This window comes from Terrabacter sp. Soil810 (genome assembly GCF_001429645.1).
Taxonomy (GTDB): Bacteria; Actinomycetota; Actinomycetes; order Actinomycetales; family Dermatophilaceae; genus Terrabacter.
Genome location: NZ_LMSW01000016.1, coordinates 267,546 through 282,002 on the forward strand (window position 1 = coordinate 267,546; position 14,457 = coordinate 282,002).

Genomic DNA, 14,457 nt, shown 5'->3' on the forward strand with positions numbered 1-14,457 from the left:
GCACGCCGACGTGAACGGGCGGCACCGTCCGGGTGACACGTCCGGTCCGGTTAGGGTGAGTCGATGCGACAGGTGGGCGACCTGCTGACCGGTGACAGCCCCTGGCTGCGCCGGGCCTCGCACGTGCTCAAGTGGCTCGCAGTGCTCGCAGCCTGCTACCTCGGCGGGGTCGCCGCGACCAACCTCGCGCCGACCGTCGCCGAGACGTCGCAGTACCGCGCCGTCCTGCGCCTCGACCCCGTGCCGCGCCACTCCCCCGTGCTGCACGCGCCCACGATCGTCGGGGACGTCGACGTCCAGTTCGCCTCTCCCATTGTCGCGCCCGGCCTCGACGTGCAGGTCGCCGTGCGGGAGGAGATCACCAACCTCTTCACCCGGCCCAACGTCGACATCAAGGCCCTGCAGCCGTCCTCCGACGAGATCTCGTCGGCGATCGCTCAGGCGGGGGTCGGCGTCGGCATACGCTTCGTCCTCGGCGCGACGGCGATCGCGGTGCTCCTCGCCCTCGCCTCGCACTACATCCGGCAGCGCAACACCCGCCGCCACCACGTGATCTTCGTCGCGTCGGCGATGGTGGTGGCGACCGTCGTCACCTTCGGCGGGATCGCCCTGACCTACCAGCCGAGCCGCTTCGCGGAGTACCGCACGACCGGCGTCCTCGGCGTCGTCCAGCGCAACGCCGGGCTCCTCGCGGACGTCGAGGCGCGGGCCAACCAGGTGACGCCCTACTTCCGCAACCTCCTCGCGGTGACGCAGGCGCTCCAGCAGAAGTACGTCGCCGGCAACGTCAACGAGCCCGTCTCGGCCCGCTTCCTGCTCGTCTCCGACATCCACGGCGCGAACCAGTACGCCCTGATGCGCACGATCATCGAGGAGGAGGACGTCGACGCCGTCATCGACAGCGGCGACCTCGTCAACTTCGGCCGCGTGCAGGAGGGCGACGCCGCAGGCCTCTACGCCTCCATCCAGTCGCTCGGCGTGCCCTACATCTTCACGAGCGGCAACCACGACCAGTCGTCCCCGACCGACCGTGCGGTCCTCTCGCGCCTCGGCCGCATCCCCAACGTCGTGCTCCTCGAGGACGCCGCGGGGTCGCTGCGGGAGCTGACCTTCCACGGCCTGCGCATCACCGGCTTCAACGACCCGCGCTACTTCGGCGACGACAACGCCGACCCGACGGCCAAGGCCAAGCCCGCGGCCGACCGTTACAACGCGGCCGTGGCCGACCAGCCCGAGCCCGACGTCGTCGTGACGCACGAGCCGTATGCCGCCGAGCAGGTCGAGCGCGGGCGCCTGCTCGTCAACGGGCACATGCACACGCCGGCGATCGAGGGGAACCGGATCCAGGTCGGCACCTTCACCGGTGGAGGCGTCGTCTCGCACTACTCCGAGGGGCCGGGCGAGGAGCTCGACGGGCAGCCCTACTCCTTCGACGTCGCGCAGTTCGGCACGTCGTGCGAGCTGACCTCGCTGACGCGCTACTCGTTCCGCAACCTGCTCGAGGGGCGCCCCGCCTACGACAGCGTCCAGGTCATCAGCGGCGCCCGCATCGACCCCTACCGACCCGTGGCGCCGACCGTGCAGCAGCCGGGTCAGGACCAGCCGGACCCGGCCAGGCGCATCTGCAGCCGCATCGACGAGACGACGGTGCGCTCCCTGCCCCTCGTGCCGCAGGAACCGGCGTCGCCGTCGACGACGACCTCTGCGGCCCCGACCTCCTCGACCTTCACCCCTTGAGGTCGGGGAACTGGTCGTCGCGCCACTCGTTCTCGGGCTGGCCGGCTCCGGCCGCCTCGAGGTCGCTCTCCCGGCCACGCAGCTCGACCCGGCGGATCTTGCCGGAGATCGTCTTGGGCAGCTCGTAGAACTCGATGCGTCGCACCCGCTGCCACGGCGCGAGCTTCTCGCGGGCGTGGGCGAGGATCGAGCGCGCGACGTCCTCGCCGGGCTCGTGGCCCGGGGCGAGGGCGATGTACGCCTTGGGCACGGCCAGGCGCACCGGGTCGGGCGCGGGCACGACGGCGGCCTCGGCGACGGCCGGGTGCTCGATGAGGACCGACTCGACCTCGAACGGGCTGATCTTGTAGTCGCTCGCCTTGAAGACGTCGTCGGTGCGGCCCACGAAGGAGATGTAGCCGTCGGCGTCCACCGAGGCGACGTCGCCGGTGTGGTAGAAACCGCCGGCCATGGCGTCGGCGTTGCGCTGCTCGTCACCCTGGTAGCCCGTCATGAGCGGCACCGGGTGCTGCGACAGGTCGAGGCAGATCTCGCCCTCGCGGTTGCCGTCCGAGTCCGGCTCTGTGACAAGGACATTCGTGATCGGGTCGACGACGACGACCGGGCAGCCGGGCAGGGGTCGTCCCATCGAGCCGGGCTTGACGGTCGAGCCGGGCGTGTTGCCGACCGCGGCCGTCATCTCGGTCTGGCCGTAGCCGTCGCGGATGGTCAGCCCCCACGCCTTGTCGACCTGGGCGATGACCTCGGGGTTGAGCGGCTCGCCGGCGCCGATGACCTCGCGCAGCGACCCCGGGCCGCCCGACAGGTCGCTCTTGATGAGCATCCGCCACACCGTCGGCGGCGCGCAGATCGACGTCACCTCGTGCGTGCGCAGGACCCGCAGCAGGGCGGCGGGGTCGAAGCGGCTGTAGTTGTAGACGAACGCCGTCGCCTCGGCGGCCCACGGCGCGAAGAACGACGACCACGCGTGCTTGGCCCAGCCCGGGCTGCTGATGTTGAGGTGCACGTCGCCGGGCTGGAGCCCGATCCAGTACATCGTCGACAGGTGCCCGACGGGGTAGGAGCGCTGGGTGTGCTCGACGAGCTTGGGGCGGCTCGTCGTGCCGGACGTGAAGTAGAGGAGCATGCGGTCGTCGGGCCCGGTGCCCGGGTGCTCGGTGGGCGGGACGTCGAGGTCGTATGCCGCCTCGTGGCGCTCCCAGCCGTCCGTGGCGGTCCCCGCCGGGTCGGCTCCACCGACGGCGACGCGTGCGTAGTCGCCGGCCACGTCGTCGAGCTTGTGCACCTCGGACGCGTTGGTGATGACGGCGCGGGCGGCCCCCCGCTCCATCCGGTCGACGAGGTCGCCGGGGCCGACGGCGGTCGTCGTGGGCATGACGACGGCACCGAGCTTGATGACGGCGAGCATCGACTCCCAGAGCTCGACCTGGTTGCCGAGCATGAGGATCACGGAGTCACCCCGGCGGACACCGAGGGCGGCGAGCCGCGCGGCCACCTGGTCGGAGCGGCGGGCCATCTCGTCCCAGGAGTACGACCTCGACGACTCGTCCTGCTCGACGATCGTCAGGCAGGCGCCGTCGTTGCCCCGGGCGACGGCGTCGAACCAGTCGACGCCCCAGTTCCAGCGGTCCCCCACGTCGGGGAAGGTGAACTCGCGGACGGCGCGCGCATGGTCGCCACGCAGGGAGAGGAGCTCGTCACGGGCGGCCCGGTAGGTCGCGGTCACACCGGCTTCGTCGACAGTGGAGGTCATGACCCGACGATGCCACACGCGCCTGCGGTGCGGCAGAGGACGGCGACGAGCTCAGAGCGCCTGGTCGCTGCCGTCACCGAGGTCGCGCGGGCGGCGGCGCTCCTCGGCGAGCTCGGGCCGGTCGGGACGCCCGGACCGCTGGGGCGGGATCGCCGTGGTGTCGTCGTCGTAGCCGTCGTCACCGGACGCGGAGGCCGGGTCAGAGCCGGGGGCGTCGGCGATGCCGCGGCCGTGGGTGCGCCGGCGCAGGTCGTCCTCGTCGATGAGGCGGTTGATGAGCTGCTGGACCTCGTTGCTGCGCGGGATGTTCGTGAGGTTCTCGTCGGGGCTGTCGCCGGCCGACTCGATGTGCAGCGAGCCCGCGCCGATGATCCGGTCGACCACGGTCTGCTGGAAGCTCACGTCGGTGATCTTCGAGAGCGTGATGTCCTTGCCGTTCTTCGTCAGGATGCCTCGGCGCACCATGACGCGGTGCGAGGTGATGACGTAGTGGGTGGTGCGCCAGCGCAGGTAGGGCACGAAGACCGCCGGGACGGCGACGAGGACGAACACTGCCACGGCGATCCACTGGATCCGGTTGCCGGTGTCGTCGTCGGGGGTGGCGCGCGCGACGGTGATGCAGGCCGCGGCCAGCAGCAGGCCGAAGAGCGTGGGCACGACGACGGTGAGCCAGTGCGGGTGCAGGTCGCGCTCGACCTTCTCTCCCTTGGCGAGCACGTTCTCCGGGAAGCCCACGGTCATCCTCCTGTCGTCACGGTCCCCTCGGACCACACCTGTTGACGTTCAGCCTAGGCGGTCAGGCCTCTTCGTCGGCCGGGCCCGACTCGGCGAGGAGCCGCAGTGCGTCGGCCCGGGCCCGGCGGGTGGTCTCGCCCAGCCACTCGGTGCCGAGGTAGACGTGGTCGGGGCCCACGAGGCCGACGAGCCCCTCTGCCTCCATCTGGTGCAGGACCTGCCGGTTGTCGACGACGAGCTTGAGGACGCCGTCATGGGCGTGGAGCTCCCTCGCGTAGCCGCGGAGCACGTCGATGAGGGTCAGCCCGATCTGGTCGACCCCGCGCAGCCGGAGCACGACGACGGCGTGCCGCGACCCCTCGTCGACGCGCGGCAGCAGGGCCCGGAACGTCGGGGCGCTGGCGAAGAAGAGGGAGCCGTACGGCTGGAGCACGAGCACCTCGCCGCCCGGCACCGTGTCCGGTGGCTCGCCCTGACGCACCCTCCCGTCGGCGTCGAGGTCGAGGCTGGCGACCCGCACCCGGTTGGACTGCTCGACGACGTGGAGCACGATCGCGAGGGCGACCCCGACGAGCACGGCGTACTGCACCGGGATGAGCAGGGTCAGCACGAAGGTGAGGGCGAGGACGACGGTCTGGACGGTCCCCGTGCGCATGACCGACTGCACCCTCGCCGGCTTCACCGCGCCGGCGCCGACGACCATGAGCAGCGCCGCGATGGACGGCAGGGCGACCAGGGCCACGACGTCGGCGAGCACGAGCACGACCAGTGCCATGACCCCGCCGGCGAAGCCGAGCGAGAGGCGCGTCCGGCCGCCCGCCGTCGCGACGAGCGACGACGCCGACATCGAGCCGCCGACCGGCATGCCCCGGAAGAGTCCGGAGACGACGTTGCCGACCCCTTGGCCGATGAAGTCACGCGAGGCGACGGACGAGCGCCCGTCGGGGTTGGGCACCGCAGCCGAGACCGCGGCGCCCTGCACGAGTCCGATGAACGCGAGCGAGACCGCGGGCAACGCAAGGTAGGGCACGTCGCCGAGCGACGGCAGCGCCGGCAGCGGGAGCGAGTGAGGGACGGCCGCGATGTCGCCGACGACGGCGACGTCCGCGTCGAAGAGCCACCCGAGCACGCCCGCGAGGAGGGAGCCCACGGCCATCGCGACCACGAGGCCGAGCGCGCCCAGGCGGGTCCGCTGGAGCCCGACGATGAGGACGAGCGTCACCACCCCGACGAGCAGGGTCATGAGGTCGATCCGCCACGGATGGAGGAGCAGGTCGAGGGTGCGCATGATCCGGTTGGCGCCGGACGTCTCGGCTCCCGTGAAGTCGCCGAGCTGCCCGAGCACGATGTTGACGCCGACGGCCGTGACGAAGCCGGTCATGACCGAGCTCGGCACGAAGCGGAGCAGCACTCCACCCCGCAGGAGCCCCGCCGCGATCATGACGACGCCGGTCAGGGCGGCCAGCGTCCAGAGCGCCCGCTCGGGGTCGGGGCGCGACCCCAGGTCGGCGTCGGCGACGACGAGCGACATGGCCCCGGTCGCCTGGACGGCCATGAGCGTGCTGCTCGTGAAGAGCGCGGCGCCCACCATGCCGTAGAGGTAGCCGTAGAGCCCCGCGAGCGGGTTGACGCCCGCGAGGACGCCGCTCGCCAGCCCGTCGGGGACGCTCTCGACGCCGAGCACGAGTCCTGCCTTGAGGTCGGCCAGCAGCGATCGGCTCCTCAGCCGCGCCAGGGCTCGCGCTCCCGGGGTCGCTGCCCCCACGGGTGGATCAGCCGCCCAGGATGCGGGCCTTCTGCTGCGCCAGCTCCTCGTCGGTGAGGATGCCCTGCGCGTGCAGTGCCGCCAGGCGTTCGAGCGAGGCCAGCATGTCGTCGACCGCGGGGGCGGAGGGCGGTGGTGGCGGTGGCGGTGGCGGTGGCGGTGGCGGCTGGGTCGCGGCGGCCTGCGCCTCGGCGTCCGCCGCCTGCTGCGCCTTGGCCTGCTGGCTTTGCTGCACCTTCCCGCTCACAGCGGTCGCCGTGCCGGCAACGACGGCCGTGCGGGCCGCCACCCCGAGCAGACCGGGCCGTCCCCTGCGTCCCCTCATGACCCCTCCTCGCTCGACGCGATGGCCGTCAGGGCCACCTCGATGTCCTCACGCGGCAGCCGCTCCAGGACGAGCAGCTGGCCGTCCAGCTCGCGCACCTCGGCGGCGATCTCGGACGCCCACACGTTCTCCCAGGCGATGACGAGCACCGTCGTGCCCGGGTCCATCTCGGCGGCGATCGCGAGCGCGTCCTCCTCGCCGACGAGGTCGGGCATGACCGTCGGGAAGCCGAGGAGTTCCTCAGCCCCCTCGGGGGACTCGGCATCGAACATCAGCACGCTGCCGTCGTCGTCCTTGCGGACCAGGAGGACGTCGAGCACGCGCACGGCCCCTCGGTCGACGGCTCGCGCCACCGCATCGCGTATGCCGCTCTGCCGCAGCTCCCCGCGGAATCCGATGACCGCCAGGTCCACTGGGCCGATGGGCCCCGTCGCAGTCGACATGGGACTCCCTCCCCGGTTCGTGGCGGCGCCGTGCCGACGTCGCTCGCCTTCATGCTCCGGCGACCTGAGGTCAGGGGCATCACCCCGGCAGGGTGAGGCCCCCATGACGAGCCCGGTGCTGCCATGGATGCCATGACCTCACCGGACGCGCCGCCCGCACGCCCTGCACGGCCCGCGCGCCCGGTCGCCGCGACGCCACCGGTGCCGCGCGGCGTCCTCATCCTCGTGGCGCTGGCAGCGGGCTTCGTCGTGGCGTTCGGCATCCACCTCGTCTCCGGCATCCTGGGGCCGCTCTTCCTCGCGCTCGTCCTGACCATCGCGGCCTTCCCGGTGCGCAACGCCATGGTCCGCCGCGGTCTGCCGCACTGGCTCGGGACGCTCGCCGTCGTCGTCGCGATCTACCTCGGTGTCGTCGGCCTGGCCCTGCTCATCGTGGTGTCGGGCGCCGAGCTCGCGGGTCTCCTGCCCCAGTACGCCGACAACCTCACGGCCATCGTCGCCGACATCACGAACTGGTTCGCGGCGCGCGGGGTGAAGCCGGAGCAGACGCAGGCCCTCGCGTCGTCGCTGGACCTCGGGCGTGCGAGCGCCGTCCTCACCTCGCTGCTCTCGGACATCCTCTCGCTCGTGACGAACCTCGTCTTCGTCCTCGCGCTCGTGCTCTTCTCCGCGATGGACGCGAGGGGCTTCTCCGAGACGCTCACCACCCTGCGCACCGAGCGTCCCGCGTTCGTCTCGGCCATGGGCTCCTTCACGCACGGCACGCGTCGATACCTCGTCGTGGCAACGGTGTTCGGTGCCATCGTCGCTGTCTTCGACACCCTGTTCCTCTGGTACATCGGCGTGCCCGGCGCGCTCCTGTGGGGCGTGCTCGCGTTCATCACGAACTACATCCCCAACATCGGCTTCCTCATCGGCCTCGTGCCGCCGGCGATCCTGGCGCTGCTCGACGGCGGGTGGGGCTCGTTCGTCCTCGTGGTCGTGGTCTACAGCGTCATCAACCTCATCATCCAGTCGGTGATCCAGCCGAAGGTCGTCGGTGACGCGGTGGGGCTCTCGGCCCTCGTGACGATCCTGTCCCTCGTCGTCTGGTCGCTCCTGATCGGTGCTGTCGGCGCCGTGCTCGCCATCCCGTTGACGCTGCTCGTCAAGGCCCTCCTCGTCGACGTCGACCCCGACACCCGATGGCTCGGCGGTCTCCTCGGGGACCGGCCCGCGTCGCCGTCCTGACCCGCCCGACGACGGGTCCGAGCGTTCGGGTCGCGGGGCCGGGGTGGCGGCCCTACTGTCCGGTAGTGGGACGTGTGACGCGGGACACACCGTGGCCGGCGGGTGCCGCCCCTCGCGGTTGCAGTGCTCAGCGTCAGCAAGCCTTCCACCCACAAAGGAGTGTGTCGTGAAGCGCAGGTCCCTCATGTCATCCCCCCGCCGGCGAGCCCTCGGCGCCGGCCTCTTCGCCCTCATCGGTCTCGGGGCCGCGCTCGCCCTCGGCGCCCCCGCCGTCGCAGCCGGCACGACCTACGTCGCCCTCGGCGACTCCTACTCCTCAGGGACCGGCACCCGGACCTACATCAGCGACGGCACGTCGTGCCAGCGCTCGGTCTACGCCTACCCCTCGCTCGACGCCTCGGCCCTCGGCCTGGCGCTGAGCTTCCGGGCGTGCTCCGGGGCGACGGTCGCCAACGTGACGAACACCCAGCTGGCCGCGCTCTCGAGCACGACGGCCTACGTCACGATCTCGGTGGGCGGCAACGACGCCGGCTTCTCGAGCGTCCTGACGACCTGTGCGCAGCCGAGCTGGCTGAGCAACTGCAACGGCGCCATCGACACCGCCCAGGGCACCATCAACAACACGATCCCCGGACGCCTCGCGACGCTCTACTCCTCGATCCGCGCCAAGGCCCCGAACGCCCGAGTCATCGTCGTCGGCTACCCCCGCATCTTCAACGGCGAGGACTGCAACGCCTTCACGTGGTTCTCGCCCACCGAGGAGGCACGCCTCAACGCGACCGCGGACCTGCTCAACTCGAAGACGGCCACGGCCGCCTCGAACGCCGGGTTCACGTTCGTCAACCCGACCTCGAAGTTCGTCGGTCACGCCGTGTGCGACGACGTCGAGTGGCTCAACGGCTTGAGCAACCCGGTCGGCGAGAGCTACCACCCCAACGTCGCCGGTCACCGTGACGGCTACGCCGTCGTGACGAAGCCGGCGTTCGGGCTCGCGCTCAAGCTGTCGGCCGCGCAGGCGGAGGCGAAGGCGGTCGCGTCCGCCGACTCGCTCGCCCGCGACGCGAAGCGGTATGCCGCCGTGGACCGCACGATCACGCCGGAGCGTTTCGTGGCTCCCGACCTCACGACGTCCGCGGCGCGCGCCGCCGCGGCCCGCGCCGGGGTCGACCTGAGCAGCCGCGCCAGCATCGACGCCGCCGACCGGCTCTACGCGGCTCGCCAGGACGCCGCGAGGCAGGCCGCGGCCACGCGGTGACCACGCGGTGAAGGAGTGGTGAGGTCGTGGGGCGTCGCCCGGACACGGCACCTAGTCTGACCGGGTGCGCTACGACGACATCATCATCGGGGCCGGTCACAACGGCCTGACGGCCGCCGCCTACCTGGCCCGCGCGGGAAGGACTGTCCTCCTCCTCGAGCGATCGGACCGGGTGGGCGGCGCTGCCGTGTCCGCCCGGGCCTTCGAAGGCGTCGACGCGCGGCTGTCGCGCTACTCCTACCTCGTGTCGCTGCTGCCGCGGCAGGTGCTCACCGACCTCGACCTCGACCTCCGGCTCATCCGGCGACGGTTCTCGTCGTACACGCCGGTCCCGTCGGACCCCGACCGCGGCCTGCTCGTCGACCACGGCGACGAGGCCGCGACCCGCGCGGCCTTCCGCGCGCTGACCGGCGGTGACGAGGCGTATGCCGGGTGGAGCGACTTCTACCGGCGCATGGCCGCGGTGGCCGGACACGTCTTTCCCACGGTCCTCGAACCGCTGCGCTCGCGCGACGAGGTGCGCGCGCTCTCCGGTGACCCTGAGCTCTTCGACGCCCTGACGACCCGGCCGGTCGGCGAGCTCATCGAGTCGGTCACCGACGACGACACGCTGCGCGGCATCATCGCCACCGACGCCCTCATCGGCACGTTCGCCTCGCTCGGTGAGAGCGACCTGCGCCAGAACGTCTGCTTCCTCTACCACCTCATCGGCGGCGGCACCGGCGACTGGGACGTCCCCGTCGGGGGCATGGGCGCGCTCACCGACTCCCTTGCGGCAGCGGCCGCCTCGGCCGGCGCGACGATCGTCACCGGGGCGGAGGTCACCTCGGTCGACCCGTCGACGGGCGAGGTCGCCTGGTCCGGCGGGAGCGCCGGCAGCGGCAGTGCCGTCGGCGGCACCCTCGTCGCCGGCTGTGCGCCGGCCGTGCTCAACCGCCTGCTCGCCGCGGCCGGTGCCGACCCGGTCGACACCGAGCCCGAGGTCGAGGGCGCCCAGCTCAAGGTCAACATGCTGCTGACGCGCCTCCCCCGGCTCCGCGACGGCGCCGTCGACCCGGCGGCAGCCTTCGCCGGGACGTTCCACATCAACGAGGGCTACGCCCAGCTCGAGCAGACGTATGCCGCCGCGCGCGACGGGCACATCCCCGACCTGCCGCCGTGCGAGATCTACTGCCACACCCTCTCGGACCGCTCGATCCTCGGGCCCGAGCTCGCGGCCGGCGACGCCCAGACGCTGACCCTCTTCGGCCTGCACCTGCCGGCCCGTCTCTTCCGCGACGACAACGAGACCGCGACGAAGGAGGCGCTGGCCGCGACCCTGCGCTCGCTCGACTCGGTGCTCGGCGAGCCGATCGAGTCGGTGCTCGCCCGTGACGGCAACGGCAACCCCTGCATCGAGGTCAAGAGCCCCGTCGACCTCGAGCAGTCGGTCGGCCTGCCCGGCGGCAACATCTTCCACCGCTCGCTGCAGTGGCCCTGGGCCGAGCGGGACTCCGAGGTGGGCACGTGGGGTGTCGAGACGGCATACGACAACGTGCTGCTCGGCGGAGCCGGGGCCCGGCGCGGCGGCGGGGTCAGTGCGATCCCCGGCCACAACGCGGCGCGGGCGGTCCTCGGCTGAGGGCTAGTCGGGCCAGACACCCGAGCTGCCACGTCGGTGGCTGCCCATGAGATTGGTGTCGACGATGCCGACGGCCTCCATCAAGGCATACATCGTCGTGGGGCCGACGAAGGCAAAGCCCTTCTTGCGCAAGGCCTTTGACAGCGCCTTGCTCTCGTCGGAGACGGTGGGCACCTCGGAGTGGTCGATCGGGCGCGGGGTGTCGGCGGGCCGGAAGCCCCAGACGAAGTCGACGAGTCCACCCTCGTCGCGCAGGGCAATGGTGGCCCGGGCGTTGGTGATGGCAGCCTGGATCTTGCCCCGGTGGCGGATGATGCCGGCGTCGCCGAGCAGCCGCTCGACGTCGGCGTCGGTGTAGGTGGCCACGACGTCGGGGACGAAGTCGGAGAAGGCGGCCCGGAAGTTGGGGCGCTTGCGAAGGATCGTCGCCCACGACAGTCCCGCTTGGAAGCCCTCGAGGCAGATCCGCTCGTAGAGGCCGCGCTCGTCGCGGATCGGCACCCCCCACTCGGTGTCGTAGTAGTCCATGAGGAGGGGGTCCACCGAGGCCCACGTGGGGCGGGCGAGCCCGTCAGCACCAACGACCGTCATGCCGCGACCCTAGGACAGCGCCCGGCGCATGACGACGCGGGGGAAGCCCCCGGAGACGGCGTCAGTGTCGGCCGCCTTGCTGAAGCCCGCTCTCTCGAAGAGGGCGCGGGTGCCGACGTACGCCATCGTCAGGTCGACCTTGCGCCCACGGTTGTCGACGGGGTAGCCCTCGACGGCCGGCGCGCCCTTCGCGCGGGCGTAGTCGACGGCGCCCTCGAGGAGCGGCAGGGCGATGCCCTGGCCGCGGTGGCCCGGGCGCACCCGGATGCACCAGAGCGACCACACGGCGAGGTCGTCGACGTGCGGGATCTTCGTCGAGCGGGCGAAGGGCAGCTCGGCGCGGGGGGCCACGGCGGCCCAGCCGACGACCTCGTCGCCGTCGTAGGCCAGCACGCCCGGCGCGACCCGGCGGCGCGTCAGGGCCCGGACGAACTCCCCGCGCGCCGGACCCACGAGCGCCTTGCTGGTCTTCGCGTCGATGCGGTGGCTCAGGCACCAGCACACGGTCGACGCAGGGTTCTTCGGGCCGAGCATGGTCGCGACGTCGCCGAACCGGGCGTGCGTGGCCGGCCGCACCTCGATGCTCATGCCGACCACGCTAGCCAGCGGTGGCGACAGCGCTTCGTCACCGCCACGGTCGCGAGGTGGATATGTCCGTTTTGCCGACATGGGGTCACGGACCTCCGTACCGTGGCTGGACGGCATCCGCCCGCAGTCACCTCGGAGGACCCATGCAGACCGTTACGCCCTTACGCACCCGCCTGGCGCTCGTCGCCGCTGCGTCCGCCGCGCTCGCCGCCCCGGCGGTCGGGTCGCCGCAGGCGGCCGAGGCCGCGACGGTGAGCGTCCAGAACCAGGTCATCCAGCTCGCCAATGTGCAGCGGACCAAGGCCGGGTGCCGCGCGCTGGCGCTCGACGCGCGCCTCTCGCGCGCCGCGCAGGCACACTCGATCGACATGGCGAAGCGTCGCTACTTCTCGCACACCAGCCTCGACGGGCGCACCTTCGCGCAGCGCATCCGGGCACAGGGCTACACCGGCTCGATCATCGGCGAGAACATCGCGGCCGGCTATCCCACGCCGAAGGCCGTCATGGACGCGTGGATGAAGAGCCCGGGACACCGGGCCAACATCCTCAACTGCCGCTACACGGCCATCGGGGTCGGCTCGGCGGTCGGTGGGCCCTACCGCTCCTACTGGACGCAGGACTTCGGCGGCTGAATCCCTTCTCTTTTGAGTACCCTTGTGGGTACGTACCCGATCGGGTACGGTCGAAGTATGGACGCGGTACTGCAGGCCTTGAGCGACCCGAGCCGACGCACGGTGCTGGAGATCCTGCGCGACCACCCGGCGACCGCCGGCGAGCTGGCCGACGCCCTGCCGATCGCCCGACCCGGCGTCTCGCGTCACCTGCGGGTGCTCCGTGAGGCCGGGCTCGTCGACGTGCGCCAGGAGGCGCAGCGCCGGATCTACACCCTGCACCCTGAGGCGCTCATGGAGGTCGACGAGTGGTTGGACGGCTACCGGGCCCTGTGGCAGAACCGGCTCGATGCCCTGCACACCGAGATCGCACGAGGAAAGAAGGCACGGAAGTGAAGCTCACCGGAACGATGCGCGCCCTCGACGACACCCGCGGCGCAGTCCGCGTGGAGGACGTCTACGACACCGACATCCATGACCTCTGGGAGGCCTGCACGAACCCCGAGCGGCTGGCCCGCTGGATCGCCGAGGTGTCCGGCGACCTGCGAGTGGGTGGGACGGTCCATGCCGTCTTCACGAGCACGTGGACGGGACCGGCGACGGTCGAGGTCTGCGACGCGCCGCACCACCTGCTGCTGACGACCGAGCCCGGCACCGACGACGAGAGCCAGATCGAGGCCTGGCTCACCGCCGAGGGGTCGCAGACCCGGCTCGTCGTCGAGGAGCGCGGGCTGCCGGTCGGGCAGCTCCACTTCTACGGCGCCGGCTGGCAGGTGCACCTCGAGGACCTCGGGCGGTCGCTGCGCACCGGCGGTCCGGTCCACCCCGACGGTTGGTCGGAGCAGACCGCCGCCCCTGCCTGGCATGAGCGCTGGACCGCCCTGACTCCTGACTACGAGAACCTGACGGACCACTGATGTCCGACACGATCCGGTTCGACGGGACCACGGTCAACGCTCCCGACGCACTCGAGCTCGCGCAGTTCTATGCCGAGATCACCGGTGGGGTCGCGCGAGGCACGTCGCACTGGGCCGCGGTCTCCAGTGGAGACGCGTTCATCGCCTTCCAGCAGGTCGAGCACTTCCAGCCGCCGACCTGGCCCGGCGGCTCCACCCCGATGCACCTGCACCTCGACTTCCGCGTCGACGACCTCGAGGCGACCGGGGCGCGGGCCAGCGCGGCCGGAGCAACGCGTCTCGAGTTCCAGCCGAACGACCACTGCGTCGTCTATGCCGACCCGGCCGGCCACCCGTTCTGCCTGTCGACCTGGGGCGTCCGGCAGCTCTTCGACAGCTGAGTGGTCATGCTGACCTCGCCGGCGACGCGTCGGGTCGGGGTGAGGTCGACGAGGTGCAGGTGCAGGGGTGCGCCGCTGGGGGCGGGGTAGCGCCGCCCGAGTCTGGCTGGTGGCCGGCGTCGGTCGGGCTGTTTCTGGTCGGCGCGGGGGTCTGGGTCGGGGGCCAGGGTGAGGTGTGGTGGGTGCGGGGTTGGTGGTCGCTGGGGTGGGCCGATGAGCAGGCCTGTGTCGGTGTGGAAGGTGAGCCCGTCGGGTCGGGTGGGGTCGCCGGTGATGGTGAACTCGCCGCGGTGGTGGCCGTCGTGGNCGGGCACAGGCCCAGGAGGTTGGTGGTGTCGGTGGGTCCGCCGTCGCGCCAGTGCTGGAGGTGGTGGATCTCGAGGTGTCGGGTGGTCCCGCAGCCGGGGAACCGGCAGCCGCGGTCGCGGTCGAGGACCAGGACCCGGGTGCGGTGCGGGACGACGCGCTGGGCGCGGCCGACGTTGACGGGGTGCCCGTCGGTCTCC

Annotated in this window: 15 protein-coding genes and 1 pseudogene; 8 read left to right on the forward strand and 8 right to left on the reverse strand. The window is 71.9% G+C overall.

The genetic code is table 11. The annotated features are described in order from the left end of the window. The first annotated feature begins 63 nt into the window (after window positions 1-63). Window positions 64-1,737, forward strand: coding sequence for a metallophosphoesterase (locus tag ASG96_RS22055; RefSeq protein WP_235509269.1), 1,674 nt, complete (start codon window positions 64-66; stop codon window positions 1,735-1,737). Here the strand turns inward: ASG96_RS22055 and ASG96_RS22060 are convergent. From ASG96_RS22060 to ASG96_RS22080, 5 genes are read right to left on the reverse strand one after another with little or no spacing between them, the layout of a single operon-like run. Continuing rightward, entirely contained in the window at window positions 1,727-3,490 is a 1,764-nt protein-coding gene (locus ASG96_RS22060; RefSeq protein WP_057589408.1) for an AMP-binding protein, read from the reverse strand. The genes ASG96_RS22055 and ASG96_RS22060 overlap by 11 nt on opposite strands. 51 nt (window positions 3,491-3,541) lie before the next feature. After that, on the reverse strand, window positions 3,542-4,231 hold the full coding sequence (locus ASG96_RS22065) for a PH domain-containing protein (protein ID WP_057589409.1): 690 nt from the start codon (window positions 4,229-4,231) through the stop codon (window positions 3,542-3,544). A gap of 55 nt (window positions 4,232-4,286) precedes the next feature. Next, window positions 4,287-5,990 carry a SulP family inorganic anion transporter gene (locus ASG96_RS22070; RefSeq protein ID WP_057589410.1) on the reverse strand — a complete coding sequence of 568 codons (1,704 nt, stop codon included), beginning with the start codon at window positions 5,988-5,990 and terminating at the stop codon, window positions 4,287-4,289. 7 nt (window positions 5,991-5,997) lie between these two features. Beyond that, the gene (locus tag ASG96_RS22075) at window positions 5,998-6,315 is read right to left on the reverse strand and encodes an SHOCT domain-containing protein (protein ID WP_057589411.1); all 318 of its coding nucleotides are present in this window, start codon (window positions 6,313-6,315) and stop codon (window positions 5,998-6,000) included. Further along, the gene (locus ASG96_RS22080) at window positions 6,312-6,758 is read right to left on the reverse strand and encodes a DUF6325 family protein (protein ID WP_157611112.1); all 447 of its coding nucleotides are present in this window, start codon (window positions 6,756-6,758) and stop codon (window positions 6,312-6,314) included. Before ASG96_RS22080 ends, ASG96_RS22075 begins: the two co-directional genes overlap by 4 nt. Window positions 6,759-6,890: 132 nt before the next feature. Here ASG96_RS22080 and ASG96_RS22085 point away from each other — a divergent pair, with 132 nt between their 5' ends. From ASG96_RS22085 to ASG96_RS22095, 3 genes are all read left to right on the forward strand, one after another. Further along, window positions 6,891-7,988, forward strand: coding sequence for an AI-2E family transporter (locus ASG96_RS22085; RefSeq protein WP_235509270.1), 1,098 nt, complete (start codon window positions 6,891-6,893; stop codon window positions 7,986-7,988). Window positions 7,989-8,154: 166 nt separating this feature from the next. Beyond that, window positions 8,155-9,243 carry an SGNH/GDSL hydrolase family protein gene (locus ASG96_RS22090; RefSeq protein WP_082591966.1) on the forward strand — a complete coding sequence of 363 codons (1,089 nt, stop codon included), beginning with the start codon at window positions 8,155-8,157 and terminating at the stop codon, window positions 9,241-9,243. A 64-nt stretch (window positions 9,244-9,307) separates the two neighbouring features. Further along, the gene (locus ASG96_RS22095) at window positions 9,308-10,864 is read left to right on the forward strand and encodes an NAD(P)/FAD-dependent oxidoreductase (RefSeq protein WP_057589414.1); all 1,557 of its coding nucleotides are present in this window, start codon (window positions 9,308-9,310) and stop codon (window positions 10,862-10,864) included. 3 nt (window positions 10,865-10,867) lie between these two features. Here the strand turns inward: ASG96_RS22095 and ASG96_RS22100 are convergent, their stop codons facing one another. Beyond that, a complete protein-coding gene (locus ASG96_RS22100) occupies window positions 10,868-11,455 on the reverse strand; it encodes a DNA-3-methyladenine glycosylase I (RefSeq protein WP_057589415.1) in 588 nt (195 codons plus the stop codon). Window positions 11,456-11,464: 9 nt separating this feature from the next. After that, the gene (locus tag ASG96_RS22105; protein ID WP_056754325.1) at window positions 11,465-12,043 is read right to left on the reverse strand and encodes a GNAT family N-acetyltransferase; all 579 of its coding nucleotides are present in this window, start codon (window positions 12,041-12,043) and stop codon (window positions 11,465-11,467) included. Between the two features lie 143 nt (window positions 12,044-12,186). On the opposite strand from ASG96_RS22105, the gene ASG96_RS22110 reads away from it, so the two are divergent. Genes ASG96_RS22110 through ASG96_RS22125 form a run of 4 tightly spaced genes read left to right on the forward strand, consistent with a single transcriptional unit; the run spans window position 12,187 to window position 13,951 of the window. Beyond that, entirely contained in the window at window positions 12,187-12,675 is a 489-nt protein-coding gene (locus ASG96_RS22110; RefSeq protein WP_057589416.1) for a CAP domain-containing protein, read from the forward strand. 57 nt (window positions 12,676-12,732) lie between these two features. Next, complete coding sequence (locus ASG96_RS22115; protein WP_057589417.1) at window positions 12,733-13,050, forward strand: helix-turn-helix transcriptional regulator; 318 nt, start codon at window positions 12,733-12,735, stop codon at window positions 13,048-13,050. Next, on the forward strand, window positions 13,047-13,571 hold the full coding sequence (locus tag ASG96_RS22120; protein WP_057589418.1) for an SRPBCC family protein: 525 nt from the start codon (window positions 13,047-13,049) through the stop codon (window positions 13,569-13,571). The genes ASG96_RS22115 and ASG96_RS22120 overlap by 4 nt, the downstream gene beginning before the upstream one ends. Continuing rightward, complete coding sequence (locus tag ASG96_RS22125) at window positions 13,571-13,951, forward strand: VOC family protein (RefSeq protein ID WP_056751559.1); 381 nt, start codon at window positions 13,571-13,573, stop codon at window positions 13,949-13,951. Before ASG96_RS22120 ends, ASG96_RS22125 begins: the two co-directional genes overlap by 1 nt. A 307-nt stretch (window positions 13,952-14,258) precedes the next feature. Here the strand turns inward: ASG96_RS22125 and ASG96_RS24770 are convergent. Further along, window positions 14,259-14,390, reverse strand: a pseudogene (locus tag ASG96_RS24770) (HNH endonuclease signature motif containing protein); the annotation flags it as partial. Window positions 14,391-14,457: the final 67 nt, after the last annotated feature.